This is a genomic window from Streptomyces sp. CLCI03 (assembly GCF_053615355.1).
Genome location: NZ_CM132132.1, coordinates 1099233 through 1123338 on the forward strand (window position 1 = coordinate 1099233; position 24106 = coordinate 1123338).

Annotated in this window: 23 protein-coding genes; 10 read left to right on the forward strand and 13 right to left on the reverse strand. The window is 72.1% G+C overall.

Annotated elements, in window-relative coordinates; genetic code table 11:
* Positions 1-705 (reverse strand): succinate dehydrogenase, encoded by a 705-nt coding sequence (locus tag ACWG52_RS05165; protein ID WP_453127965.1) that lies wholly within the window; start codon positions 703-705, stop codon positions 1-3.
* Between the two features lie 95 nt (positions 706-800).
* Between ACWG52_RS05165 and ACWG52_RS05170 the strand changes: the two genes are divergently transcribed.
* Positions 801-1679 carry a LysR family transcriptional regulator gene (locus ACWG52_RS05170; protein WP_389810152.1) on the forward strand — a complete coding sequence of 293 codons (879 nt, stop codon included), beginning with the start codon at positions 801-803 and terminating at the stop codon, positions 1677-1679.
* Positions 1680-1716: 37 nt separating this feature from the next.
* On the opposite strand, the gene ACWG52_RS05175 is transcribed toward ACWG52_RS05170, so the two are convergent.
* Positions 1717-2385 carry a TetR/AcrR family transcriptional regulator gene (locus tag ACWG52_RS05175; RefSeq protein WP_389810155.1) on the reverse strand — a complete coding sequence of 223 codons (669 nt, stop codon included), beginning with the start codon at positions 2383-2385 and terminating at the stop codon, positions 1717-1719.
* A gap of 106 nt (positions 2386-2491) precedes the next feature.
* Here ACWG52_RS05175 and ACWG52_RS05180 point away from each other — a divergent pair, with 106 nt between their 5' ends.
* Positions 2492-3583 (forward strand): FAD-dependent monooxygenase, encoded by a 1092-nt coding sequence (locus tag ACWG52_RS05180; RefSeq protein ID WP_389810158.1) that lies wholly within the window; start codon positions 2492-2494, stop codon positions 3581-3583.
* A 35-nt stretch (positions 3584-3618) separates the two neighbouring features.
* Here ACWG52_RS05180 and ACWG52_RS05185 read toward each other — a convergent pair whose 3' ends face one another.
* Together ACWG52_RS05185 and ACWG52_RS05190 are read right to left on the reverse strand one after the other, a co-directional pair.
* Positions 3619-5856, reverse strand: coding sequence for a putative bifunctional diguanylate cyclase/phosphodiesterase (locus tag ACWG52_RS05185; RefSeq protein ID WP_389810161.1), 2238 nt, complete (start codon positions 5854-5856; stop codon positions 3619-3621).
* A complete protein-coding gene (locus ACWG52_RS05190; protein ID WP_453129039.1) occupies positions 5853-6683 on the reverse strand; it encodes an SAM-dependent methyltransferase in 831 nt (276 codons plus the stop codon). The genes ACWG52_RS05185 and ACWG52_RS05190 overlap by 4 nt, the downstream gene beginning before the upstream one ends.
* 1081 nt (positions 6684-7764) lie before the next feature.
* Between ACWG52_RS05190 and ACWG52_RS05195 the strand changes: the two genes are divergently transcribed.
* Entirely contained in the window at positions 7765-8535 is a 771-nt protein-coding gene (locus tag ACWG52_RS05195) for a bestrophin-like domain (RefSeq protein WP_389810163.1), read from the forward strand.
* A 241-nt stretch (positions 8536-8776) separates the two neighbouring features.
* Positions 8777-9355 (forward strand): hypothetical protein, encoded by a 579-nt coding sequence (locus ACWG52_RS05200; protein ID WP_375940059.1) that lies wholly within the window; start codon positions 8777-8779, stop codon positions 9353-9355.
* A gap of 98 nt (positions 9356-9453) precedes the next feature.
* Here the strand turns inward: ACWG52_RS05200 and ACWG52_RS05205 are convergent, their stop codons facing one another.
* Complete coding sequence (locus ACWG52_RS05205) at positions 9454-9972, reverse strand: hypothetical protein (protein ID WP_030716442.1); 519 nt, start codon at positions 9970-9972, stop codon at positions 9454-9456.
* A 364-nt stretch (positions 9973-10336) separates the two neighbouring features.
* Here ACWG52_RS05205 and ACWG52_RS05210 point away from each other — a divergent pair, with 364 nt between their 5' ends.
* A complete protein-coding gene (locus tag ACWG52_RS05210; RefSeq protein WP_033224048.1) occupies positions 10337-10999 on the forward strand; it encodes a class F sortase in 663 nt (220 codons plus the stop codon).
* Between the two features lie 48 nt (positions 11000-11047).
* Here the strand turns inward: ACWG52_RS05210 and ACWG52_RS05215 are convergent, their stop codons facing one another.
* Positions 11048-11941, reverse strand: a complete 894-nt coding sequence (locus ACWG52_RS05215; protein WP_389810166.1) for a polysaccharide deacetylase family protein — start codon at positions 11939-11941, stop codon at positions 11048-11050.
* Between the two features lie 141 nt (positions 11942-12082).
* On the opposite strand from ACWG52_RS05215, the gene ACWG52_RS05220 reads away from it, so the two are divergent.
* Positions 12083-12520 carry a DUF6086 family protein gene (locus ACWG52_RS05220; protein WP_389810168.1) on the forward strand — a complete coding sequence of 146 codons (438 nt, stop codon included), beginning with the start codon at positions 12083-12085 and terminating at the stop codon, positions 12518-12520.
* Between the two features lie 43 nt (positions 12521-12563).
* Here ACWG52_RS05220 and lysX read toward each other — a convergent pair whose 3' ends face one another.
* Positions 12564-15875, reverse strand: coding sequence for a bifunctional lysylphosphatidylglycerol synthetase/lysine--tRNA ligase LysX (gene lysX, locus ACWG52_RS05225; protein WP_453127971.1), 3312 nt, complete (start codon positions 15873-15875; stop codon positions 12564-12566).
* A gap of 126 nt (positions 15876-16001) precedes the next feature.
* Here lysX and ACWG52_RS05230 point away from each other — a divergent pair, with 126 nt between their 5' ends.
* Positions 16002-16463: a universal stress protein gene (locus ACWG52_RS05230; RefSeq protein WP_030716454.1), complete on the forward strand. Its 462-nt coding sequence runs from the start codon at positions 16002-16004 to the stop codon at positions 16461-16463.
* Positions 16464-16550: 87 nt separating this feature from the next.
* On the opposite strand, the gene ACWG52_RS05235 is transcribed toward ACWG52_RS05230, so the two are convergent.
* Positions 16551-17750, reverse strand: a complete 1200-nt coding sequence (locus ACWG52_RS05235; RefSeq protein WP_389810174.1) for a CapA family protein — start codon at positions 17748-17750, stop codon at positions 16551-16553.
* A gap of 389 nt (positions 17751-18139) precedes the next feature.
* On the opposite strand from ACWG52_RS05235, the gene ACWG52_RS05240 reads away from it, so the two are divergent.
* The 3 genes from ACWG52_RS05240 to ACWG52_RS05250 all read left to right on the forward strand — a co-directional run bounded on the left by ACWG52_RS05240 (position 18140) and on the right by ACWG52_RS05250 (position 20161).
* The gene (locus ACWG52_RS05240) at positions 18140-18679 is read left to right on the forward strand and encodes a sigma-70 family RNA polymerase sigma factor (protein ID WP_033224053.1); all 540 of its coding nucleotides are present in this window, start codon (positions 18140-18142) and stop codon (positions 18677-18679) included.
* Between the two features lie 228 nt (positions 18680-18907).
* Entirely contained in the window at positions 18908-19372 is a 465-nt protein-coding gene (locus ACWG52_RS05245; RefSeq protein WP_051763604.1) for a hypothetical protein, read from the forward strand.
* Between the two features lie 84 nt (positions 19373-19456).
* Positions 19457-20161 (forward strand): DUF4913 domain-containing protein, encoded by a 705-nt coding sequence (locus tag ACWG52_RS05250; RefSeq protein ID WP_389810177.1) that lies wholly within the window; start codon positions 19457-19459, stop codon positions 20159-20161.
* Here the strand turns inward: ACWG52_RS05250 and ACWG52_RS05255 are convergent.
* The 5 genes from ACWG52_RS05255 to ACWG52_RS05275 all read right to left on the reverse strand — a co-directional run bounded on the left by ACWG52_RS05255 (position 20158) and on the right by ACWG52_RS05275 (position 24043).
* Positions 20158-20610: a hypothetical protein gene (locus tag ACWG52_RS05255; protein ID WP_389810179.1), complete on the reverse strand. Its 453-nt coding sequence runs from the start codon at positions 20608-20610 to the stop codon at positions 20158-20160. The two genes, ACWG52_RS05250 and ACWG52_RS05255, sit on opposite strands and share 4 nt — an antisense overlap.
* Before the next feature lie 66 nt (positions 20611-20676).
* Positions 20677-21063: a DUF485 domain-containing protein gene (locus ACWG52_RS05260; protein ID WP_389810183.1), complete on the reverse strand. Its 387-nt coding sequence runs from the start codon at positions 21061-21063 to the stop codon at positions 20677-20679.
* A 26-nt stretch (positions 21064-21089) separates the two neighbouring features.
* The gene (locus ACWG52_RS05265) at positions 21090-21950 is read right to left on the reverse strand and encodes an Fpg/Nei family DNA glycosylase (protein ID WP_389810185.1); all 861 of its coding nucleotides are present in this window, start codon (positions 21948-21950) and stop codon (positions 21090-21092) included.
* 20 nt (positions 21951-21970) lie between these two features.
* Positions 21971-23224 (reverse strand): hypothetical protein, encoded by a 1254-nt coding sequence (locus ACWG52_RS05270; RefSeq protein ID WP_389810188.1) that lies wholly within the window; start codon positions 23222-23224, stop codon positions 21971-21973.
* Between the two features lie 147 nt (positions 23225-23371).
* A complete protein-coding gene (locus ACWG52_RS05275; protein ID WP_389810191.1) occupies positions 23372-24043 on the reverse strand; it encodes a class I SAM-dependent methyltransferase in 672 nt (223 codons plus the stop codon).
* Positions 24044-24106: the final 63 nt, after the last annotated feature.

Genomic DNA, 24106 nt, shown 5'->3' on the forward strand with positions numbered 1-24106 from the left:
TCAGCTCACCACTCCGGTCATGACGGCGACGGGGACGGAGACGAATCCCGCGAAGAGGACGAGGGCCAGGCCGTTGGCCAGGAACTTCAGCGTCCGCTCGCGTCGGGCGCTGCCCGCACCGAGGGTCTGCGCGGCGCTCCAGAAGCCGTGGCGGACGTGCAGGCCGAGGGCGGCCATCGCCACGATGTAGATGGTGTTCCCGTACCAGGTGGAGAAGGTGGACAGGACGTTCTCGTACGGGTGGCCGGACCAGGCGCGCTCGTTGACGGTGAGCGTGGTGAGGTCGAGCAGGTGCCAGACGATGAACAGGCCGAGGATGATCCCGCCCCAGCGCATGGTGCGGGTGGCGTAGCTCGCGCGGCGGCGCTTGTGGGCGTACTTCACCGGGCGGGCCTTGGTGTCGCGACGGCTGAGCTGGTGGGCGGACACGGCGTGGGCGACGACGGCGGCGAGCAGTCCCATCCGGACGAGCCACAGGGCCCACTCGTGGTGCAGGAAGGGCGAGCCGAGGGTGCGCAGCCAGTGGGCGTAGCCGTTGAACTCGTCGGCCCCGAAGAAGATCTTCAGGTTTCCGAGCATGTGCACGACCAGGTAGCCGAGCATGATCAGGCCGGACACGGCCATCACGGACTTCTTGCCGACGGAGGAGTCCCAGATCGTGCGTGTGATGGACGGCCGTCGATCCGTCCGCGTTGCCAGAGCCATGCCTTCGACGGTAAGGACGAGGGCCCCGAAAGGGCAAAGACATGATTGAGCTGATATCGATAGCCTCTGACTATCGAGGGCGTTAGCCTGGGCGTATGCAGTTCCAGCAGCTCCTGTACTTCGTGGCCGTCGCCGAGACCCGGCACTTCACCCGCGCCGCCGAGCGCGTGCATGTGGCGCAGCCCTCGCTCTCGCAGCAGATCAAGGCGCTCGAACGGGAACTGGGGGCCGAGCTGTTCAGTCGGGCCCGGGGCAACATCACGCTCACCGACGCGGGTGAGACGCTGCTGCCGCTGGCGCGGCGGATCCTGGCGGACGCGGACACCGCGCGGCTGGAGGTGCAGGAACTGGCGCAGCTGCGGCGCGGGCGCGTGCGGCTCGGCGCCACGCCCAGCATCTGCACGGGCCTGCTGCCGGACGTGCTACGGGCCTTCCACGACGCGCATCCCGGGATCGAGCTGCTGATCGAGGAGAGCGGGTCGCTCGACCTCGTACGGGAACTCGCGCGCGGAGCCCTGGACCTGGCCCTGATCGCGCTGCCGCTGCCCCCGTCGGCCCCGGCCCTGACCACGGTGGAGCTGCTGACGGAAGACCTCGTGGTGGTTTCCTCGGCGGAACGGCCGGCGCCGGGCGGGGGCGGCGAGTTGACCATCGCGGGGTTGCGGGACGAGCCGATGGTGATGTTCCGGCACGGCTACGACCTGCGGGAGCTCACGATGGCGGCCTGCCGGGCGGAGGGCTTCGAGCCGGTCTTCACCGTGGAGGGCGGCGAGATGGACGCGGTCCTGGGCTTCGTCCGGGCGGGGCTCGGCATCGCGGTGGTCCCGGCGATGGTGGTGGACCGCGCCGGTCCGGGGCTGCGGGTGACCCGGATGGCCGGGTCGCCACTGCGCCGCACCATCGCCTTGGCCCACCGCACCGACGTGGCTCCGCCGCGAGCGGCCCGCGAGCTGAGACGCATGCTGCTCGGCTGACTCCGGTGCGGCGGAGCCGCCGCGCGCGGAGCCGCTCTCACGGCGCCGCGGGGGACATCGGCGGGGCAGGGGCTGCCGGCAGCGCCCGGTCGAGGCCGTCCGCCAGCATCGCGAAGGCCTGCTCGGCGTCGGCCACCGCGGCCGCGTAGGCCTCGTCGGCGCTCTGGCCGGAATCGATCCGCAGCCAGTTCTCCCGACCCAACTCGTGGCGGACCGCCACCAGATGCATGGCCGCCAGACGGGCGGCGAGCGGGGGCACGGCCTCCGACTCCAGCTCGGCGGCGAGCAGTTCCACCTCGCGGTCGGTGTAGTGGACCAGCCGACTCTTCAGGCTCGCGGTGCTGTAGAGCAGTCGCGTGAAGGAGACCACATTCGGGTGGTCGCAGAGTCCGGTGATCGGATCCCGCTCGGCCAGTGCCGCCAGGAAGTGCGAGCGCACCGCCCCCACGGGAGTGCGACCGGCGGGTCTCTCGCGCACGACGCGCGCGGCCTCGTCCTGGTGGTCGGCGAACCGGTCGAGCAGCAGGTCCTCCTTGCTCGGGAAGTAGCGGAAGAGGGTGGGCTTGGAGACCTCGGCCGCGGCGGCGACATCCGCCACCGACACGGCGTCGAAGCCTCGTTCCAGGAAGAGCTCCAGCGCCGTGGCCGCCAGCCGATGGCGCGTACGGAGCTTCTTGTTCTCGCGCAGACCCGTCGTGTTCTCCATACCGCACAGCGTAGCACGGAAGCATGACCGAGTTAATTTTTTAACCGGGTTGCTTTTTTCTTCGGGAGCCGCTTTCCTTGAGGCAACAACGAGGAGAGGACCTCCGATGACCGACGTACTGATCACCGGCTCCGGCCCCACCGGACTGACGCTCGCCTGCGACCTCGCCCTCCGGGGAGTCGCCGTGCGCGTCATCGACCGGCGCACCGAGCCGCACCACGAGTCCCGGGGCAAGGGCCTGCTGCCGAGCAGCCTTGAGGTCTTCCGGGGACTCGGGCTGTTGGAGACCCTGACCGCCAAGGGCGATACGAGCGTGACGCTGCGCAAGTACTTCGACGGCGAACACATCAACGACACCCCCACCGGCGCCGGCCTGCTCCTCGGTCAGTGGCAGGTCGAGGAGACCCTGCGCGAGCGGCTGGCCGAGCTGGGCGTCCAGGTGGAGTACGGATCGGAGCTCGTGGCGATCACTCAGGACGACACCGGGGTGCGCGCCGAGCTGGCGGACGGCACCGTGATCGCGGCCCGCTATCTCGCCGGGTGCGACGGCGGACGCAGCACCACCCGCAAGCTGCTCGGCATCCCCTTCGAGGGGAGCGGTCAGGAGGAGCCCGCGATGGTGATCGGCGACGTCAGGGCGCCCGGGCTCGGCCGGGACGCCTGGCACCAGTGGTTCACCTCCGAGGGCACCGGAATCCTGCTCTGCCCGATGCCGGGGACGGACAGCTTCCAACTGCAGGCCTCACCCGAGCGGGACGAGCGGGGCGAACCGGTACCGCCGTCCCTGGAGAGCTTCCAACGGATCTTCGACCGCGACGCCCGGGTGCCGGGCATCCGGCTCGTCGACGCCACCTGGGTCTCGGCCTGGCGGGTCAACGTCCGGATGGCCACCCGGATGCGGGAGGGCCGGGTCTTCCTCGCCGGGGACGCCGCGCACGTACAGCCGATAGCCGGCGGCCTGGGCATGAACACCGGAATCCAGGACGCGGCCGAGCTCGGCCGGACGCTCGTGGCCGCGCTCACCGGTCCCGGCGGTGAGGAGGTGCTCGACAGGTATGAGGCGGTGCGGCTACCGGTGGTCGCCGACGTCCTGGCCGATACGGCGGAGCGGTACGAGCGGGTCACGGAAGCCGTCCGCACCCCTGGCCGCGGGACCGAGGTCGGCATGAACCGGTCCCAGCCGCCCGCCGGAGCCTGAGGCTCCCGGCGGGGCGGATGTCGGAAGGGGCGGCCTCAGGAGGGCGCGGGCACCGCGTCCGAGAGGGAAAGGGTGTGGATGCGGTCCGGGGCCCCGGGCCGGGCGTAATACCAGCCCTGTGCGGTGTCGCAGCCGAGGGCGCGCAGTTGGGCGGCCTGGGCTCCGGTCTCCACTCCCTCGACGGTGACGGCGAGTTCGAGGCTGTGGGCGAGGGCGACGATCCCCTCCACGATCTTGACGTCGACCGGGTTGGCGGGCTGCTGCTGCATCCCCTGGGTGAAGGAGCGGTCGAGCTTGAGGACGCTGACCGGCAGGCGCCGCAGATTGGCCAGGTTCGAGTAGCCGGTGCCGAAGTCGTCGAGGGCGATGTCCACACCGAGGGCGGCGAGCCGGCGCAGCGGTTCCAGGAGCTCGTCGTCGGCCCCTATCAGGGCCGACTCGGTGACCTCCAGGCACAGCGCGCCCGGGGCGAGGCCGGACTTCTCCAGTACCGCCACGGTGTCGGCGACCAGGCCCGGGTGGTGCAGCTGGGTCGGCGAGAGGTTGACGTTGATCCGCAGGGCCGCGCCACCGTGCTCGCGCTGCCAGATACGGGCCTGACGGACGGCCTCCTCCAGGACCCAGCGACCGAGCGGCACGATCAGCCCGGTCCGTTCGGCGAGCGGGATGAAGCGGTCCGGGCCGAGTACCCCGTACTGCGGGTGCGACCAGCGCACCAGTGCCTCGGCTCCATGGACGCTGCCGTCGCGCATGTGGACCAGTGGCTGGTACTCGATGAAGAACTCGCCGCGTTCCAGTGCCGCGGGCAGGGCGTTGGTCAGTCCGTGGCGGGTGATCGCGCGGGCGTCCGCCTCGGCGTCGGCGAATTCGAAGCGGTTGCCGCCGGCCGCCTTGGCCCGGTACATGGTGATGTCGGCGCTGCGCAGCACCTCCGCCGGGGTGCGTTCCTTGGCCCGGCCCTCGACGATGCCGATGCTGCCCCGGACCGTCAGCTCCCGGCCCTCCAGCCGGATCGGCGTGGACAGAGCGGTCAGGATGCGGACCGCGAGGTCGGTCACCTTCTCCTCGGTGTCGGAGCCGGTGGTCAGGGCGACGAACTCGTCACCGCCGAGCCGGGCGACGACCTCGCCGGGGCCGGTCGCGCAGCTCTGCAGCCGGTCGGCGACCTCCACCAGCAGTCGGTCCCCCGCCGAGTGTCCGAGGCTGTCGTTGACCGCCTTGAAACCGTCGAGGTCGAGGTAGCACAGGCCGTAGCGGTCGCCTCCGGCCCCGGCGAGGGCCTTCTCCAGCCGCTCGAAGAACAGCGTCCGGTTGGGCAGGCCGGTCAGGGCGTCGTGGGTGGCCTCGTAGCGCAGGCGCAGGTTCAGCAGCCGCCGTTCGGTGGTGTCCTCCATCAGCGCCAGCTGGTACTGCGGCTTCCCGTCGGCGTCGCGCAGCAGCGACACCGTCAGGTTGGTCCAGAGCACGGTGCCGTCGTGCCGGTAGTACGGCTTCTCCACGCGGTAGCTCTCGCGCTCGCCACGGACCAGCTCGCCGTACATCCGCCAGACGTGCGGGGTGTCGTCGGGGTGTCCCCACTCGCTGACGTTGCGGCTGCGGACGTGTCCTTCCAGGCCGCCGAACATCTGCAGCAGGGTGTCGTTGACCTCCAGGACGTTCCCGTCGAGGTCGGCGATGCCGATGCCCACGGCCGCACCCTCGAAGACCGCCCGGAAGCGTTCCTCGCTCGCGTGCAGGGCCTGCTGCGCGTCGGTCCGCGCGGTGAGCGCGGAGCGCGCGATGGCCTCCTGCTCCCTGAGGGTGCGCTCGCGCAGGGCGCGCGCGTATCCCGCCGCGATGGCGTGCTGGAGCCGGGCGCAGCGGGAGCGGTACTCCTCGGTGCCTTCCACTCCGGAGCCCTCGGGTCCGTCCGGGCCGCAGTAGAGCACCAGGTACGACTCGATCACGCCGAGGGTGCCGGCCAGGGCCTCGGGGTCGGTGCAGTGCACGGCGACGAGTTCCGCCCCCACCTGCTGGGCGACCGAGGCGTCGAACGGCCTGGCGTGCAGCGCCTTGGTGAGCGTCCGGGTGAGGGGTACGAGGTGCCGTTCGAACTCGGTGCGGGTCAGCGAGGTCGCCGTGACCGGGAAGATCGCCCGGCCCCAGATCGTGGCGAAGCGGGCGATCCGGTCCTCGATGCCGCCGTGCGGGGCCGCCGAAGACCCGGTGGCCGGGGCCGCAGCGGGCGCCGCGGCGACTTTCGGCGAGCCCGCCGTCTGTGCCGGAAGTCTCACGCCTTGCGTCCCACGCCGCCGAAGCCCGAGAAGGCGTAGGGGTCTTCCGGTGTCTCGGCGTCCTCGCCGTCGTCGGGCCGGTCCGGTCGCCAGTCGGGCATGGAGACGAGGCCCGGCTCCAGCATCTCGAACCCTTCGAAGAAGCCGCTGATCTGTTCCCGGGTACGCATGACGAGAGGGTTACGCATGTCCCGGTAGACGCCCACGGTGCCGGCGGCGGTTTCCTGGGTGAGCGGAATCCCCTCGTACGAGGCGTGCGTGAGGATCAGCAGACTGCCGGGGGCCAGCGCGTCCCGCAGCTCGGCGACGGCGGCGTACGGGTCGTCCGTGTCCTCCAGGAAGTGCAGGACGGCGACGAGCAGCAGGGCGACCGGGCGGCCGAGGTCGAGCAGTCGGCCGACCTCAGGGGCGGCCAGGATCTCCTTGGGCTTGCGCAGGTCGGCGGCGACGATGCCGCTGCGGTCGTCCCCCGTGAGGACGGCGCGGCTGTGCGCGACGGCCACCGGGTCGTGGTCGACGTAGACGACGCGCGCCTGCGGGCTGGCGGCCTGGGCGATCTCGTGGACATTGCCGAAGGTGGGGATGCCGGAGCCGATGTCGAGGAACTGCGTGACGCCCTCGGCGACGGCGTGCCGGGCGGCGCGACGCATGAATGCCCGGTTGGCCTGCATGATCTTGGGCAGGCCCGGCATGAATTCCATGGCGCGGCGCGCGGTCTGGCGGTCGACCTCGAAATTGTGGGACCCGCCCAGGTAGTAATCGTAGATGCGGGACACGCTCGGCACCGATATGTCGATGCCTGGCGGGGCCCAGGCGGGGCGCTCCATCGGGGTCTCCAAGCGTTGGTCCTGCGGTCGTCCGTGTGAGGTCGGACTCCTGTCCGAGCCGAATGTACTGATCATTTCCCAACAGGGCGAGCAAAAGCGGAAATTGGCGATCCGTTCTTCGTCACACACCAAAGGCACCGCCCGGCCGGGCGAGGGAATGACCGATACCGACAAGTCCCTTATGGGAATTGGCTGAAGGTCGATCGGAGTCCCCACACTACCGACCCACGAGTGGCTCAAACCTTACCGGTCGGCAGTCCACCCGTTCAGGCGAACCGAGGCCGAGCCTCGCGTGCCCGGGCGCGCGCGGGCCCATGCTCCCGGGGTGAACAGAGCCTGTGCCAGGCGCCTGCTGGCGGTCCCGGTCCTGCTGTGGGCGGCCTTGTCCGTCACGCCGGCCGTGGCTGATAGCCGCGCCTACCCGACGACCGACTCCGGCGACGGACCGGCCGCCACCGTGGTGGCCTCCGTGGCGGCCTCGGCGGCCGGTGGCAGCGACCGCGGCCGCGACCCGCGTGGCGGACATCACGGTGACGACCAGGGCTCCGACCACGGGAAACGTCGTGGAGGCGGGCATGGCGGGGGCCATCACGGCCGCCCCCACTGCCCACCTCCGCCACCCCCTCCGCCGTGCCCGCCGAAGCCACCGCCGAAGCCCACGCCGCCACCCGAGCCCACTCCCCCGCCGCCCCCGCCCGAGCCCCCGCCGCCCCCGAAACCCGAACCGCCGAAGCCACCGCCGCCGCCCGCGCCGGCGCCGAAGCCCGCACCGAAGCCGGTCCTGCCCGCGCCACCCCCGCCGAAGCCGGCACCCCCGGCGCCCCGCGTGGTCAGGGCTCCCGCACCACCACCACCGGCACCACCCGCCCCACCGTCACCACCCGCCCCAGAGGTGAAACCCGCACCGCCGAAACCCGTGGCCCGACCCGCCTATCGCGCGGCGGCCCGCAAACCCGCCGAGCACCACATCTCGCCGGTGACTTTCACCTTGATGACCGCCGCTCCCGCGGTGCTCGCGATCGTCGCGCTGCGCCCGCGCTAGCGCTTCTTCCGCCCCACCAGTAAACGATTGGGAGTCATCTTGTCGGAATGGCTCGTCCTGTCCATCGCGATGGCCGCGGCCTGTGCCGTGGTGCTGTCCATCGCCTTCCTCAACCACAGGAGGATCGGCGACGACGACGATCCGAACGAGACCCCGGACGTCATCGAGTACATGACGATGATGATCGGGGTGATCTACGCGATCGTGCTGGGCCTCGCGATCGCCGGCGTCTGGGAGGGCCGCGGGGCCGCCCAGGAATACGTGCGCCAGGAGGCCCAGGCCCTGCACGAGATCAGTGTCCGCTCCGAGGTCTACCCGGCCGAGGTGCGGGGGCGGATCCGCGCCGACGTCGACGCGTACGTGGCCTACGTCGTGGACACGGAGTGGAAGCGCATGGCCGACCACGGCGAGCTGACCGAGCACGGCGGGGAACTGCTGGAACGTATCCGCCGGGACGTCACCGACTACGAGCCGAAGACCGACCACGAGGGGCAGGCCTACCAGCCGCTGGTCGACCAGGTCGCGATGGTGGACGACGCCCGCAGCGCACGGGGTTCGAGTGCCGGGGCCACCATGCCGGGGGTGGTGTGGTTCGGCCTGATCGTCGGCGCCCTGGTGACCGTGGGGCTGATCTTCACCCTGCAGATCAGGCGGTCGTTCCGCGAGATGCTGCTGGCCGGCCTGTTCAGCGCCCTGATCGCGTTCCTGCTGTTCCTGATCTGGGACTTCGACGCGCCGTTCGGGCGGGGCATCTCCGCCACCGCCGAACCCTTCCTCGCCCACTTCCCCCAGCTGGACCTCGGCGGCTAGGGCCTGATCCAAAAGACGGGCCCTAGGGGATCCGGAGATCCGGATCCCCTCGGAATCTCGCCGCTCGCAAACCGGGGACGGGCCTCCCGTCCCCGGTTCGGCCCTGGGCCATGCCCCATTCGCCCGTTCCTGATCGCGGGTCACCGCACCCCGACCTAGCGTGTCGGACATCGAGGCGCACGACCCCCCACGTGCGGAAAACCGTTCCGCGGCTGCTCCTCGGGGATCCGGAGAACCAACCATGGGTGCGATACGTACCTCTGCCACCGCCCTGCTGAGCGCCGGCGCCACTGGCGCCGTACTCGCGCTCGGCGCCTTCGGCGTGCCCGCCGCGACCGCGGCCGAGGCCCGGCCCACGATCACCTCGTTCGGGTTCACCCTCACACCGTCGACCGTCGCCCCCGGGGGGCAGACGGTCCTCGCCGTCAGTCGCTGCAACGCCGCCTACGCCACCGCCTCCTCCGGGGTCTTCGACACCGTGAGCATCGCGCGCGGTCAGACCGTACGGGTCACCGTGGACCGGGACGCCCGGCGCGGAGCCGTCTACTCCGTCTCCTTCACCTGCAACGGTGAGACCGGCTCGGCCGATCTGACGATCGCCGGCGGCAGTACCGTACCCACCACGAGCTCCACGCGGACCGGCACCGGAGCGACCCTCTACCCGACCCCGTCCTCGGCCCTCGGAGTCCGCGGCGGTCTGGGCGGCAGCATCGCCGGCATGGATCCCCTGGAGCTCGGCGCCGGCGCCGGACTGTTCCTCGCCGCCGCGGGCGGCGCCGTGTTCGCCCTGCGCCGCAGGGGGGCCGACCGTAGCCATTGAACGCGCCGGACATCCCCCGCTATCGCCGATCGCCCCGAGTCCTCGTCAGGACTCGGGGCGATCGGCGATAGCGGGGGATCCGCGTCCGGGGAGGCCGGTCAGGCCCGGCTGCGGAGCGGGCGGCGACGGCGCACCACGTGGGCGCCGGCGCCCAGGGCCGCGGCTCCGACGAGGCCCGCCCCGATGGCGGTCTCGGCGGTGGACGGGCCGAACGATCCGCCGATGCCGCCCTGCGAGGGGTTGCCCTCAAGGATCGTGAAGCGGTGCGTGGCGACCAGATTGCTGTCGTTGCACTTGACCGACAGCGTGTGGTGACCCGGCGAGGCGTGGTTGAAGATCCGGACGGTCGCGAAGCCGATCGAGCCGGCGGACAGGTTGGCCGGCGGAAAGTTGCCGGGCGAGGCGACGGTGCCGCCGTGCCCGCAACCCGCCGCGCTCACCTGCATCGTGGATCCCTGGTGCACGGAGTACGGGTTGACGGAGATGTTGCTGGGGCCGTTCCCACCCCCGTTCCCACCCCGGCCCCCGGGGTCCTGGTTCGCGGAGGCGAATGGGGCACTGAGGCCGATCGCGGCGCAGGCTGCCGCCGCCACGGTAAGAGCGCGCAAAACACGCATGGTGGAACCTCCAGCGGGAAGCGCCCCGGAGCGTCGGCCCCGGATGATCGACGAGAACGCCTCCCACGTCGAACCCTCGGGTCGCCCCGCAACCTCCGCATTTCCGGCTTTGGGCCGCCCGGTTGAGCGACACGCCGAAGCGCGGACGGCGCGGCTGACGGATCCGCAGGTCACGACCCGTCAGGCATTTATGTGACGATTACCTGGATGGGCGCACCCCTTCCGGCCCCCTCCGGGTGGCGGCCACCCGTTCGCCGTTCCCCCCTCGCCGTCCCACCGGCCCGGCCTTAGCGTGCGTGAAGTAGGGCGTACAGGGGCGGGACAGGAACGCGGGTCGGGACCCCCGCGTCGGGAAGGGAGAACGATGGGCGAGGACGAGACCGGGCAGAAACGCAGATACTCGCCATGGGGCGTACTCGCCCTGGTCATGCTCACCGGCCTCGCGATGGTGCGGAACGGTGTGAACATCGGCGACGGGCCGCCGCAGCCCACCGCGGCCTCGGCCGTCGCGGTGACGTCCGACCAGTTGCCGGCGAATCCGCCCACGCCCCCGGCGGACATGGAGGTGCTGGAACACTCGTCGGTCCAGCGCATCCGGATTCCCACGATCAACGTGGACGCGCCGGTGATGACGGTCGGGCTGGACGCGGAGGGCTGGATCGACGCGCCACCCCCGCAGGACCGCAATCTCGCCGGCTGGTACCTCAACGGCATCTCGCCGGGCCAGCGCGGCTCGGCGGTGATCGTGGGGCACGTGGACAACGCGCAGGGCCCCGCGGTCTTCTACGGCCTGGGCTCGGTCAAGCCGGGCAACCACATCGAGGTGGAGCGGTACGACGGGCGCACGGCGGTGTTCGAGGTCTACGGCGTGGAGGTGTTCTCCAAGGAGGCCTTCCCCGGGGCCCGGGTGTACGGGGACACCGGGCACCCGGAGCTCCGGGTGATCACCTGCGGCGGCGGATACTCCAAGGCCCGCGGCTACGACGGCAACGTGGTCGTCTTCGCCCGCATGGTGGAGGCCCGCTGAGTCCGGGCCGGCCGAGCCCGGGAGCCTCCGCCGCGGTCGGTTCCCGGGTCAGCGGGGCGGCAGCACCGGGAGGGTCATCCGGTAGCCCCGCGCAAGCAGTTGGGGAAGGTACGAGGAGATCGCCTGCACGCTCTGCGACCGGTTGCCACCGGCGTCGTGCGACAGGACGATCACGCCGGGGGCCGCGCCGCCGAGGACCCGGGAGATGATCGTCGGGGTCCCCGGTTCCTTCCAGTCCAAGGTGTCCACGGTCCAGGCGAGCGGCTCCATGCCGAGCTCCGCCCCGATCTCGAAGGCGGCCCGGTTCCAGGCTCCGTAGGGGGCCCGGAACCACAACGGCGCCTCGCCGACGGCCTGTTGCACGACCTCGCTCGTGCGGCCGATCTCGGAGGCGAGAGCGGGCCGACTGAGCTGCGGGATGAGTGGGTGGGTCCAGGTGTGGTTGCCGATGACGTGGCCCTCGTCGACCATCCGGCGCAGCAGGTTCTTGTTCTCGGCGGCCATCTCCCCGCAGACGAAGAACATGGCGCGCACGCCGTGGCGGGCGAGGGTGTCGAGGATGGCGGGGGTGTAGCGGGGATCCGGGCCGTCGTCGAAGGTGAGCACCATGCCGCCCGACGCGGCCGCCTCGGCGGGGAGTTCCAGGATGGGCCGGGTCCGCACGGCCGGCTTCGCGGCGGCCGCGCGCACCGGCGCGTCGGCGGTCATCGGTTGCAGCCGGTACGACTTCTCGGGCAGCGCCCGCGCCCGCAACCCCGGCGCACCCGCCGCGGGGGGCGCCCCCGGCCCCGCCGGTGCTCCGGATCCGCCCGGTCCCGGTCCGGGGGCTCCGCCGCCGCTCTCACCCTTGACGCTGAGCAGTCCGGAGGCGGCCGCGACCCCGAGGAAGACGGCGGTACGCAGGACCGTGCGCCGCCCTACTGTCGGCTCGTCATTTTTCATTATTACTACGTATCAACGCCATCGGTGAAGTTGTCGAGAGGCGCGGAGGCACCCTGCTCCCCTCACCCGGTCGGCTCACACCCGCAGTGTTGATCATGCTGTCTACACTGGTCCGTCGGGATGAACCGGAGGGAGCCGACGATGAGTCAGTACTTCGACATGGGCGATGTGACGCTGTGGAACCCGTCCAACGGGGCCTCCCGGATGTTCCGTCGCCAGGTGGCGGTCTTCGAGGCGGAGCTGGGGCTCGGTTCGGGCATAGGGCCGATGGAGATGGACGAGTGCCAGATCGACCCGGTCGCCTTCGCGGCCTTCGTCGACGCCCTGCTGGTACAGCACCGCAGGACGAGCCACGCCATCGTGCTCGCGCTCTCGGAGGGCTTCACCGCCACCGTGGTCGTGCTCGCGGAGCGTGCCGGGATCCGGGTGGACTGGGAGCGGCTCGGCGCCGCCCCGGACGGCCCCCGCGAGGACGTACAGGTGTCGGCCGCGGGCATGGCCGCCGCGCCGCCCGGCCCCAGTTGGTCCACGGGGCTGCGGGAGCAGGCGGCGCGGCTGGCACGCCGTATGCCGAGGTGATGAGGGCCCGCCCCGGCGACGACGGGGTCGTCCTTCGGGGCGGTCAGCCGCGGCGGACCAGGGGGAAGGGGAGGGTCTCGCGGATCGTCAGGCCCGTGAGGAACATGACGAGGCGGTCCACGCCGATGCCGAGGCCGCCGGTGGGCGGCATCGCGTATTCCAGTGCGTCCAGGAAGTCGTTGTCGAGCTCCATGGCCTCCGGGTCACCGCCCGCGGCGAGCAGGGACTGCGCGGTGAGCCGGCGCCGCTGTTCCACCGGGTCGGTCAGCTCCGAGTAGGCGGTGCCCAGTTCGGTGCCGAAGGCGACCAGGTCCCAGCGTTCGGCGAGTCGGGGATCCCGGCGGTGCTGGCGGGTGAGCGGGGAGACGTCGGTGGGAAAGTCCTTGTAGAAGGTGGGCAGCTGGGTCCGCTCCTCGACGAGGCGCTCGTACATCTCCAGCACCACGTCGCCGCGGGTGTCCTCGGGGGCGTGCGGGACCGACGCCCGGTCGCACAGCCGGCGCAGCACCTGTTCCTCGGTGTCGGCGTCGACCTCCTCGCCGAGGGCCTCGCTGATGGCCCCGTACATGGTCTTGACCGGCCAGGTTCCGGAGATGTCGTGGACGACGAGCTTCCCGTCCGGTCCCGCCTTGTGGGCGACGGGCGAGCCGAAGGCGGCGGTGGCCGCGCCCTGGATCAGTTCGCGGGTGAGGTCGAGCATCACGTCGTAGTCGGCGAAGGCCTGGTAGGCCTCCAACATCGTGAACTCGGGATTGTGCTTGTAGGAGACGCCCTCGTTGCGGAAGGTGCGGCCCATCTCGAAGACCTTCTCCATACCGCCGACGCAGAGCCGTTTGAGGTACAGCTCGGGCGCGATGCGCAGGTACAGGTCGAGGTCGTAGGCGTTGATGTGGGTGCGGAAGGGCCTGGCGTTGGCGCCGCCGTGGATCTGCTGGAGCATCGGGGTCTCGACCTCCAGGTAGCCGCGGTCGAGGAGTCCCTGGCGCAGGGCCTGGACCGCGCTGGAGCGGGCCCGTACGACGTCCCGTGCCTCGGGGCTCGCGACGAGGTCGAGGTAGCGGCGCCGGACCCGGGCCTCGGGGTCGGCGAGGCCCTTGCGCTTGTCCGGGAGGGGGCGCAGGCACTTGCCGGTGAGCTGCCAGGAGCGGACCACGAGGGAGAGTTCGCCGGCCCTGCTCGCGCCGACCTCGCCACTGACCAGCACGTGGTCGCCGAAGTCGACCTGTGAGGTGAAGCAGTCCAGCACCTCGGCCCCGGCCTCGTCGCGGGTGAGCATGAGCTGTATGTCCCCGGACCAGTCGCGCAGGACGGCGAAGACCACGCCACCGAGGTCGCGTACGACCATCACGCGTCCGGCGAGGGTGGCCTCGGCGCCGGTGCGGGCGCCGGGCGGGTGGTGGGGGTGGGCCGCCTTCAGTTCCGCGACGGTGTGGGTGCGCGCGCGGATCCCCACGGGGTAGGGGTCGGTGCCGGCGGCCCTGATGCGGTCCAGTTTGGCGTGGCGGACGCGGACCTGTTCGGGCAGCCGCTCGGCCGGGGCGCCCGCGTCCGCCTGCTCGACCGCGTCCAGGCCGAGGGAGTCGATGGCGGGCAGGCCCTCGGTGGTGACGGGGGCGGTGAGGCCCTTGGGATGGCCGTTGCCCCACAGGGTGCGCAGGCTGGGTACGGAGACGAAGCCCTCGGCGATCCCGGAGGCGAGGCTGACCCGGGCGAGCGAGCCGGCGTCCTGGTAGCAGAGGAAGCGCGGGTACCACTCGGGGCCGTACTTGACGTTCGAGCGGTACAGCGCCTCCAGCTGCCACCAGCGGGAGAAGAAGAGGAGCAGTTTGCGCCACAGCTTCAGGACGGGGCCGGCGCCGATCCGGCCGCCCTCCTCGAAGGCGGAGCGGAAGACGGCGAAGTTGAGGGAGATCCGGCGTACGCCGAGACCGGGGGCGGCGGCGCAGAGCTGGGCGACCATGAACTCCATGACCCCGTTGGGGGCCGTACGGTCGCGGCGCATCAGGTCGAGGGAGATGCCGTCCTTGCCCCACGGGACGAAGGAGAGCAGGGCGATCAGCTCGCCCTGGTCGTCGAAGGCCTCGACCAGCAGGCAGTCCCCGTCCTCGCGGTCACCGAGCCGGTCCAGGGCCATGGAGAAGCCGCGTTCGGTCTCGGTGTCGCGCCATTTGTCGGCGCTTTCCACGATCCTCTGCATCTCGTCCTGGGAGAGGGCGGAGTGGCGTCGGATGACGGTGGTGGCTCCGGTGCGCCGGACCCGGTTGACGGCCTGGCGGGTCACGCGCATGTCGCGGCCGTCGAGGTCGAAGTGGGCCACGTGCAGGATGGCCTCGTCGCCGAGCTGCAGGGCGCCGAGCCCGGAGCGGCCGTAGGCGGTGGCGCCGTCCTCGGAGGCACCCATGACGGCGGGCTGCCAACCGTAGCGGCGGGCCACGGCCAGCCAGGCGTCGATGGCGGCGGTCCAGGAGGCGGGGTCACCGACCGGGTCCCCGCTGGCCAGGCAGACGCCTGCTTCGACGCGGTAGGTGACGCCGGCCTTGCCGTTGGGGGCGAAGACGACGGCCTTGTCGCGCCGGGTGGCGAAGTAGCCGAGGGAGTCGTTGCGTCCGTAGGCGCCGAGGAGGGCGCGGATACGGGGCTCCTCGTCGCCGTGCAGGGCGGCGGTCAGGCGCTGGGAACGGAAGAGGGTCATGGCCGCGTTCAGCAGGGCCGCGGCGCCGAAGAGGCCGAGCAGGAAGGACAGCGGGCGGGGTGGGTGGCCGTCGAACTCCCGGGCCGAGAAGAGGCCGCCGAAGACCTCTTTGGCGGCCCAGTCCAGCCACTGCCCCTTGGGCAGGGTGCCGGGGAAGAGGGCGACGAGCGCCCAGCCCACGAGTACGGCGGCGAGCAGGCCGAGGCCGAGCACGAGCAGGGCGTGCCACAGGGCCCCGGGGCGCGAGGCGGCGTAGAACTCGGCGCGGGCGGCGATCAGTACGGCCATCGCGGCGACGGCGATGACCATGGAGGGGATGCCGATCCAGTACTCGCCGACGGCCATCTCCAGCACGTCGTCGACGATCAGCAGGGCCAAATAGGTGATGACGATCCACCAGGCGACCTTCTTGCGGGTGCCGAGGGCCGCGGCGAGAAGGAAGAGGAAGACGGCGTAGGCGAGGTTCGCGCTGACGGGGACGACGATCAGGTCGAGGAACCGCACGATGTGCCGGAGGAGCCGACGCAGCGTGGGAGAGAGTGCGAGCAGGGCGCACAGCAGGCCGAGCGCTCCGAAGAACGCGCCGAACCCGTCGGGTACCCGGTTCAGGAAGCGGTTCCGGGTTCCGTGCTTCTCCTCCACGGTGGCACTGGTGGCACTCATGGTTCGCACTGTAGGGAGGGCGGCGCCGGTGCGCGCGCCGAACGGAAGGACCGTTCCCCGGGTGCTCACCGGGCCGGGCCCCGACCGGAAGGACGGCTCCCTGGGGCCACGGCCTATCCTCGGCAGGTGACGGAGCACGTGAACACGGAATTCGAACGCGGTACCGACGGACCGAAGGTGATCCTGGCCGGGGTCGACGGATCGGAGTCCTCGCTGCGGGCCGCGGCCTACGCGGCGGGGCTGGCCCGACGACAGAACGCCCTGCTGGCCCTGGTGTACGTCCAGCCGGTGATCCCGGCGGGCGCCGCGCTGGGCGCGCCGGTGGCGGACACCACCGGGGAGATCGCGGAGGGGCTGGTGGCCGAGATCCGCGCGTCGGCGGAGCGACTCAAGGGGATCTACGAGGTGCGCTGGCAGTTCCACACCTTCCGCGGCGACCCGTACGCCGGGCTGGTGAGCGCGGCGGACGAGCTGATGGCGGACGCGGTGGTGGTCGGTGCCTCCGAGCAGGCCGGGCACCGCATCGTGGGGTCGGTGGCGATCCGCCTGGTCAAGGCGGGCCGCTGGCCCGTCACCGTGGTTCCGTAGGTTGCGACGGTTTCGCGGGTGTGCGGGTTTGTGGGTTTGTGGGTTTCGTAGGGTCCTGGATCGGCCCCAGGACCCTCGGGCCCCGGGCTACTTGCCCATGGTCAGGCCGTCCTTGGCGGCGCCGCGGCTGAGGACGGCCTCGCCGATGGCGTCCCGCGCGCTCTCGTAGTCCTCGCGGCCGGGGTCCTTGGCGAGGGCGTCGGGCAGGTGGACGACCCGGCCCACGGACAGGTCCATCATCTGCGGGACGAACTCGGCCTCGGTGACCTGCCAGCGTTGCCCGGCGGCGGCCGGCGGGGCGAAGGTGAAGCGGCCGATCGAGCCGTAGTTGCCGCGCATGTCGCGCGCGCCGGTGTGGTTGAACATCTCGCCGGCGACCTGGTCACCCATGCCGTAGACGATCCAGGTCCCGTTGACCTTCTCGTAGGGTTGGGGCACGTGCGCGTGCGTTCCGATGATCATGTCGATGTCGGGGCGGCCGCCGGTCTGTGAGGCGGTCAGCGCCTTGCCGAGCGAGAGCTGGGTGTCGTCCGGTTCGGTCTCCCACTCCGTGCCCCAGTGCACGCTCACCAGCACCACGTCCGCGCCCGCCTTCCGGGCCGCCCGCGCATCAGCGACGATCTTGTCCTGCTTCATCAGGTTGACCGCCCACGGCTGGCCGTCGGGCATCGGATAGCCGTTGGTGTCGTAGGTGTAGGCGAGGTGCGCCACCTTGGCGGAGCCTGCCGTGTACGTGGTGACCGTGGCGGCCTCGGCGGCCGTACGGGCCGAGCCGGCGTGCTTCAGCCCGACCTTGTCGAAGCGGTCCAGGGTGCGGCGCAGGCCCGCTCCGCCGTCGTCGAGGGAGTGGTTCGAGGCCGTGGAGCAGCCGTCGTACCCGGCGTCCTTCAGCCCGTCCGCGACCTCCGGCGGGGACTTGAAGGCGGGATAGCCGGAGAAGGGGCCGCCTTCCTCCCCGTAGATGGTCTCCATGTGGCACAGGGCGAGGTCGGCTCCGGAGACCACGGCCTTGACGCCGGAGAACATCGGCCGGAAGTCGTACCCGTCGCCGTCCGCGTCGTTCGCGGCGCGCTGGATGACGGAGGTGTGCGGCAGTACGTCGCCGCTCGCGACGAGGGTGAAGCCCTTGGCGGCGGGCGATCCGGCGGCGCTGGAGGGGGTGGCGGGCGCGCCGGAGTCCCCGAGGCGGGCCGGTGCGGAGCTCCCGCCGGCCGAGCAGCCGGCGACGGCGGACAGCAGCACGGCCGACAGGAGGGCGAGCACCTGCGGCCGGATTCGCGTGGTCATGTGCCCTGCTCTCATTAATACGATTATCTGACATGTGATCACATGCAATCCACATAACTACACGCCGTAAGTCAAGAGGCGGCGCCGCCGCGCGGACACCCGCCCACCCGAACGGCGGACACGACCGACAGCGGGTGCCGGTGCGGGTGCGGGTGCGGACGACGGCGGGCGTGCCTGTCGCAGGCCGCCGGGAGCCGACCGCGGCGGGTGCGTCGACTGCCGTTCGCCGCGCCGTTCGACCGTTCACCGACCGGCACGGCCGCCCGGCGGACGACCCGGGTGCTTGGGCGCACCACCGGGGCCGGACGGTTCCAGCTCGGCTCCGTGCAGGTCAGGGTGGACGTGTCGCCGCCTTCACGGCCCCCCACGCACCCCGGAAGGAGCCCCTCGTGCCGCTCTCCCCCACCCTCCCGCGTACGGATCCCGAGGCACTCGCCGAACTCCAGCGTGACCACGGGCGAGCCCTGTTCGGCTTCCTGCTCGGCCTGACGGCAGGGGACGCCCAGCGCGCGGAGGACCTCGTACAGGAGACCCTCGTACGGGCCTGGCAGCACCCGGAGGCCCTCTCCAGCGGGCACGACTCCATGCGGCCCTGGCTGTTCACGGTGGCCCGGCGGCTCGCGATCGACGCCCGCCGGGCCCGGCTGTCGCGGCCGCTGGAGGTGGATCCGGAGGGGCTGGAGCACGCACCCGAGCCCCAGGACGCGGTGGCCGGATCGGTCACGGCGATCGACGTCCGGCGGGCCGTGGGATCCCTGGGGCCGGAGCACCGCGAGGTGCTGATGCAGGTCTACTTCCGCGACCGCTCGGTGGCCGAGGCCGCCGCCGAGCTCGGGATCCCGGCCGGAACCGTCAAGTCCCGTACGTACTACGCGTTGCGCGCCCTGAAGAAGGGCCTCCAGGGGTACGGGTACGGCCTCGGCGCCTGAGTCGGCGACACCGCGACGGATCGTGTAACGCCGTGAATGGATGCGGACCGGACATAAAACGCGTCGATTTCGGCACCAGAGCGTGCAAGTTGAGTAAACAACCCCCGCTCCGCGAGCCGCTCGGTGAAGGCTCAGGACTGACGACGGGACGCTCGAAGCGCGGGAGAAGGTGGAACGGTGCAGCCCGAGGGTAGTAACGGCACCAGTGACGGCGGGCTCGCGGTGCCCATGGCCTGGCTGTACGCCGAGTACATCGCGGACGAACTGCTGCGTACGGGCCGGCTCATCCCGGTCAGCACCCTGGAGTTCAGGGCCGGACGGGACACGCTCGCCCTGACGATCTACCTCTCGGACGCGGCCGGCGAGCTCTCCGGCATCCGGGTGGTCTCGCAGCTCGACGAGTGGTTGTCGCTCACCGCCTACGGACACCCGTGGCGCGACTGGGTGCACACGCGGTTCCTCGCACTCGGCGAGGAGGCCCGGGAGCGCGGCGACGGCGGGGACCCCGACCTGGAACTGGCCCGGGCGGCCTGGCGGTGGCTGGACAACACCGAGCTCTTCGCCACCAATCTCGACCCCGGGCGGCCCGACCACACCGACTTCCCGCCAGGACTGGACGAGAACGCGCGCGTGTGGACCCCGGCCTGGCAACTCGGACTACCCCTGGGTCACTTGGCGATGCATCTGTTCTGACGAAGCCACGAGCACGGGCACAGGACGCTGAACTCATATGATCAGCAAACTCTTTACCTGGCTCGAAAGGCGCTCATCAGTTCCATGGACAGCAAAGCGATCGAGAACGCGCAACGGGTGGCAGCGCGGGTGACGGCCGATGCCGATGGTGACGCCTGGAAGGAACACCATTGGGCGGTGGCGCGCTTCCTGTCCGGGTCCCGGACCGCGGTCGAGGAAGAGAGCTGGAGGAAGCGGCTGAACGAGTGGCGGGAGCGGATCGTCGCGTCCCTCGCGGCGGACGCCTACGCCGAGGTCGCCGAGTCCCAGGACCTGCTCCTGGACTGGCTCCTGACGGAGCTTCGACGCGGCGACGAGGCCCTCGGCTCACTCCTCGCGCTCTACCCGTCGCCCCGGCCGGAGCCGGAGCCGCTCTCCACCTCCGGCACACCGACACAGCAAGCAGGCGCCGACGTGGCCGAGTTCTACTTCGCCGACGTCTTCACCTTCGTCACCGACTACCTGGCGGTCATGATCCGCCGCCCCCTGGACGGTACGTCCGCGACCTGGTGTCCGGCCTGGTGGGAACACCCCGAGGCGGGGGCCCGGCTCTCCGCGCTCTGGCTGGCCTGGGAGCATCTGCGGCACGATGCCGCCCTCGGCATGACGACGTGGTGGATCCAGCACGCCGATCCGCACCTCAAGGTCCTGATGGACCCCCGGCAGGGCCCGTTCGCCGCCTGCTCGCCCGAGGGCCACGCCCAGGACCCGCTCGGCCCGCTCCCGGTGGAACCGTACGAGCCGACCTAGCCCTCCTCACCCCGCCGCACGGGGTGAAGGACGGGATCGATCCGCGCCAGGTCCTCGGCCAGCCGGCGGGCCCCCTCGGCGATACGCGCGTCCGCGTCCCGCGTCAGACCCTCGCAGACGCGCAGTGCCTCGTCCCGGTCCGTGGCGTAGATGCCGAAGACGTCGAGGACGGCCGTGTGGATCCAGTCGTCGTGGCGCGCGTCGGCCACCGCCATCGCGGACGCGACGACCGACAGTCCGGCCCCGTCCATCCGCCGCAGCAAGCTCTGGACGGTGTGCCGGGTGACGAGGGTGTCCCCCGCCACGAGTCGGAGCAGCGGCCCGACGGCCTCCGGCATCTCGGCGAACGCCGCCAGGCCGTGGCCGGCATCCGCCCGGTCGCGCCGGTCGTCGCTGCGCGCGAGCGCGTCGAGAGCCCGCACCGCCGCGCGCCTCGCCTCACTGCCCATGCGCCCGCCTCCTCGTTCGATCCCGCTCCCCCAGCGTACGGGGCGTACGGGGCGCGGCGCCGAGGACTAACCGCGGTCGGCCGGGTCCATCACCAGGCCGGTGAAATCGGCCTCGTTGCGCTCCGCCCGGGTCACGTACCACCGGGCGATGAGCCACATCACCGGGTACACCAGGACGCCGAGCGCCACCCAGACCAGCGGCCCCGACGCGTCTCGCGAGAGCGCGAACACCAGTGGCAGGGTCCCGATCAGCGCCACGAGCCCGGCCAACGACCACAGAGCCACGCGCAGTTGGCTGCGCATCAGAGCCCGGACGTAGGTCGCCCCGAGGGTGGTCTGCTCGGAGATCTCCGAGCGGGCCGGGGTGTGCGCGGGCGGCCGGCGACGGGCGCCCCGGGGGACCCCGGTGACGATCTCGCGCCGGGGCGGCGATTGCTGCTGCTCCTCGGCCACGGTGCCGGAGTCTACGCGGCGACCGGCTATTTGAGGAGGCGCGAGAGCCGCCGGTCGGCAAGGGGCTTACCGCCGGTCTGGCAGGTGGGGCAGTACTCCAGCGAGGAGTCGGCGAAGGACACCGAGCGTACGGTGTCCCCGCACACCGGGCACGGTTCACCGGCCCGGCCGTGCACGCGCAGGCCGCTCTTCTTCTCCGCCTTGAGCTTTCCCGCGGCCACCCCGTGGGCCCGGGCCACTGCCTCGCCCAGGGTGCCGCGCACGGCCTCGTGGAGCTGGGTGACCTGCTCCTGCGTGAAGGAGGCGGCGAGCTTGAACGGCGAGACCTTGGCGGCGTGCAGGATCTCGTCGCTGTAGGCGTTACCGATTCCCGCGATCACGCTCTGGTCCCGCAGCACGCCCTTGATCTGGCGCCGCTCCCCCGCGAGCAGCGCGGCGAAGGCGTCCCGGTCGAAGCCCTCGGCGAGCGGGTCGGGGCCGAGGCGGGCGATGCCGGGCACTTCCTGCGGGTCGTGGACCACGTACACGGCGAGGCGCTTTTGCGTACCGGCCTCGGTGAGGTCGAAGCCTCCGCCGTCGACGAGATGGACGCGCAGGGCGAGCGGGCCCTTGCCGGGGCGCGGCGGCTGCGCGGGCAGGGTGTCCTGCCAGCGCAGCCAGCCGGCGCGGGCCAGGTGCGTGACGAGGTGGAGTTCGCCGACCGGCACGGCCAGGAACTTGCCGTACCGGGCGGCGGCGCCGGCCGGCTGCCCTTCGAGGGCGGTCGGCGGCGGGTCGTAGGTCTTGAGCACGCTCACCGCCAGCGGGAGGACGCGCTCGACCACCCGTCCGGTGAGGTGCTCGTCGAGGTACTCCCGCAGGGCCTCGACCTCGGGCAGCTCCGGCATGGTCCCAGCCTGCCGCCGCCTCAGGCGAAGCGCGAGCTGGGCACCGGGCCGGGTGAGGCGACGCGGTCGCGGGGCGAGGTGAGCCAGCCGTCGCGGACGGCGCTCACGAAGGCTCGGAAGGCCTCGTCCGGATCGGGCGGGGTGGCACCGTCGCCCCCGTCCGGGCCGGAGGCGGCCCGGACGATGTCCTGGGCGATCTCCTCCTCGGGCCTCTCGTCCTCCTTCCACGGCGGGGCCACGAACTGGCACAGCAGCGTGCTGAAGTCCGCGCTCACCGCAGGCGGATCGGTCCAGCAGGTTGCGTGCTCGGACAGGATCTGGCCGTCGGCGCGCGCGTGCAGGGTGCGCAGGAGGTCCGGGTCGGTGGCGTTCAGGTCGTAGGCGACGACGAGGGTGTCCGTGCGTGCCGGCTCGTACGGTACGGCGGACAGCCCGAGCACCTGCGCGGCGGCGAGTCCGAGGATCCGGTCGGACCGGCCGGGCAGCAGGGAGACCGTGCCGGGGAGGCGCCCGGCGGCCTCCAGGGCGAGCGCCAGGCGGGCCAGGCCGTGGCGGCACGTCTCGTGGGTGTCCCCGAGGTAGGCGAACCGGCCGGTCATCCCGGCGTCCCAGCCGTACCCGGAGAGGGTGCCGAGGAGTCCGCCGGTCAGGCCGTAGTGCCAGCCGCGCAGGTCGGTGCGGCCCAGCGGATCGGCGTGGCCGGCCGCGCTCTGGGCCCGGCGCGCCCGGTCGGTGCGGTGCAGCCGGAGCGTCTGGCGGGTGTGGGCGCCGGACCACTGCGGGTCCTCGGGGGCGGGGAGGGCGCCGCCGATGCGCGCGGCGGTGTCCAGGTCCCCGGCCAGCAGGGTGTGGTGGACGAGGAGGTACGTCTCGGGCCAGGCGGGCAACCCCGGGCCGCGGCCGGAGAGCAGGTCGACCACTTCGGCGTGCCGGTTCTCGTCCTCCAGGGCGGACACCAGCTCGGCGAGGAGTGCCCGCGAGTCGGGGAGCAGCCGCAGCCCCTCGCGCAGCGGTGCGACGGCGAGGAAGGCTATGCCGCGCTCGACGCAGGCGTAGCCGAGGTCGTAGAGGGCCTGGGGCTCGCCGGGCCGCTCGGCGGCGGCCTTGGCGGCGCCGGCCAGGTCCTTGAACCCGGCGGCGTCGGCCAAGGCCTTTGTGGCTTTGGCGAGTTCGGTGATCGATGCCGTCTCGGCGTGCGGCCGCAGCGACCGCACCGCTCCGGGCAGATCGTCCTTCTTGAGGAATCGGCGTACTTCATCCATGGCGTTGGTCATCGCCCCCGATCCTCACGGAGCGGCGCCGGGCCCGCAACGGACTTTCCCGGGCCGGTGACCGGGGGGCCGGTCCCACGGGCCCCACCGGCCCCACTGACCCCGCCGGCCCCGCGGGCCCGTTCACGCCGACCGTTCCCGGCGCCCGGGTCAGGTCCGGGCGATCAGCGCGTAGCGCTCGTCGGTGACGGGCCCGCCCCACAACTCGGCTTCGCCGCCGAGCGGTTCGACACGTAGGTCGGTCACCAGGGGCCGGACGGCCGCGGCCAGGTCCTCGGCGGTGATCCCGCCGCACCAGGGGAGCGCTTCGGCTCCGGCGACATAGGGGGCGCCGCTCTCGCCGGCTTCCCGCCACCGCCCCTCGACGAGAACCAGCCGTCCTCCCGGAGCGAGCCGCGCGACCCAGGCGCGGAGCGCGGCCCCTGGATCGGGCAGGGTCCACACCAGGTGGCGGCAGAGCAGGACGTCGTACCGCTCCTGCCCGGTCGGCGGATCCGCGGCGTCGCCGACGAGGAACCGTCCCCGTCCCGCCAGGCCCGCGGCCGCGAGTTTCGCCTCGGCCCGCTCCACCATCCGGGGCGCGAGGTCCACCCCGGTGACCCGATGCCCGGCCTCGGCCAGCAGCAGGGACAGCGAGCCGGTGCCGCAGCCGACGTCCAGGACGTCGAGGACGTCCGCGGGCCCGTCGGGCAGCCAGGATCTCAGCAGCCGGGACCACGCGGCACGGGTGTGCTCCTGGCGTAGGCCGTGGTCCGGCTCGTCGTCGAACGCGGCCGCGGCGGCGTCCCAGTACTCGGTGATGGCACGGGTGGGTTCGTACATGGCGGTGATCCTGCCGGAGGCCACCGACAACGGGCCGGGCGAGGCCGGGCGGGACGGGACGGG

What these genes read in the sequence shown, in the direction of transcription:
- ACWG52_RS05255 (WP_389810179.1), bottom strand. Translation starts at nt 20,610, where the DNA reads ATGGGCAGTGAGGCGAGGCGCGCGGCGGTGCGGGCTCTCGACGCGCTC.
- ACWG52_RS05235 (WP_389810174.1), bottom strand. Translation starts at nt 17,750, where the DNA reads ATGACCACGCGAATCCGGCCGCAGGTGCTCGCCCTCCTGTCGGCCGTG.
- ACWG52_RS05205 (WP_030716442.1), bottom strand. Translation starts at nt 9,972, where the DNA reads ATGCGTGTTTTGCGCGCTCTTACCGTGGCGGCGGCAGCCTGCGCCGCG.
- ACWG52_RS05165 (WP_453127965.1), bottom strand. Translation starts at nt 705, where the DNA reads ATGGCTCTGGCAACGCGGACGGATCGACGGCCGTCCATCACACGCACG.
- ACWG52_RS05180 (WP_389810158.1), top strand. Translation starts at nt 2,492, where the DNA reads ATGACCGACGTACTGATCACCGGCTCCGGCCCCACCGGACTGACGCTC.
- ACWG52_RS05265 (WP_389810185.1), bottom strand. Translation starts at nt 21,950, where the DNA reads ATGCCGGAGCTGCCCGAGGTCGAGGCCCTGCGGGAGTACCTCGACGAG.
- ACWG52_RS05270 (WP_389810188.1), bottom strand. Translation starts at nt 23,224, where the DNA reads ATGACCAACGCCATGGATGAAGTACGCCGATTCCTCAAGAAGGACGAT.
- ACWG52_RS05275 (WP_389810191.1), bottom strand. Translation starts at nt 24,043, where the DNA reads ATGTACGAACCCACCCGTGCCATCACCGAGTACTGGGACGCCGCCGCG.
- ACWG52_RS05250 (WP_389810177.1), top strand. Translation starts at nt 19,457, where the DNA reads ATGGACAGCAAAGCGATCGAGAACGCGCAACGGGTGGCAGCGCGGGTG.
- ACWG52_RS05220 (WP_389810168.1), top strand. Translation starts at nt 12,083, where the DNA reads ATGAGTCAGTACTTCGACATGGGCGATGTGACGCTGTGGAACCCGTCC.
- ACWG52_RS05210 (WP_033224048.1), top strand. Translation starts at nt 10,337, where the DNA reads ATGGGCGAGGACGAGACCGGGCAGAAACGCAGATACTCGCCATGGGGC.
- ACWG52_RS05170 (WP_389810152.1), top strand. Translation starts at nt 801, where the DNA reads ATGCAGTTCCAGCAGCTCCTGTACTTCGTGGCCGTCGCCGAGACCCGG.
- ACWG52_RS05175 (WP_389810155.1), bottom strand. Translation starts at nt 2,385, where the DNA reads ATGGAGAACACGACGGGTCTGCGCGAGAACAAGAAGCTCCGTACGCGC.
- lysX (WP_453127971.1), bottom strand. Translation starts at nt 15,875, where the DNA reads ATGAGTGCCACCAGTGCCACCGTGGAGGAGAAGCACGGAACCCGGAAC.
- ACWG52_RS05190 (WP_453129039.1), bottom strand. Translation starts at nt 6,683, where the DNA reads ATGGAGCGCCCCGCCTGGGCCCCGCCAGGCATCGACATATCGGTGCCG.
- ACWG52_RS05215 (WP_389810166.1), bottom strand. Translation starts at nt 11,941, where the DNA reads ATGAAAAATGACGAGCCGACAGTAGGGCGGCGCACGGTCCTGCGTACC.
- ACWG52_RS05200 (WP_375940059.1), top strand. Translation starts at nt 8,777, where the DNA reads ATGGGTGCGATACGTACCTCTGCCACCGCCCTGCTGAGCGCCGGCGCC.
- ACWG52_RS05245 (WP_051763604.1), top strand. Translation starts at nt 18,908, where the DNA reads ATGGCCTGGCTGTACGCCGAGTACATCGCGGACGAACTGCTGCGTACG.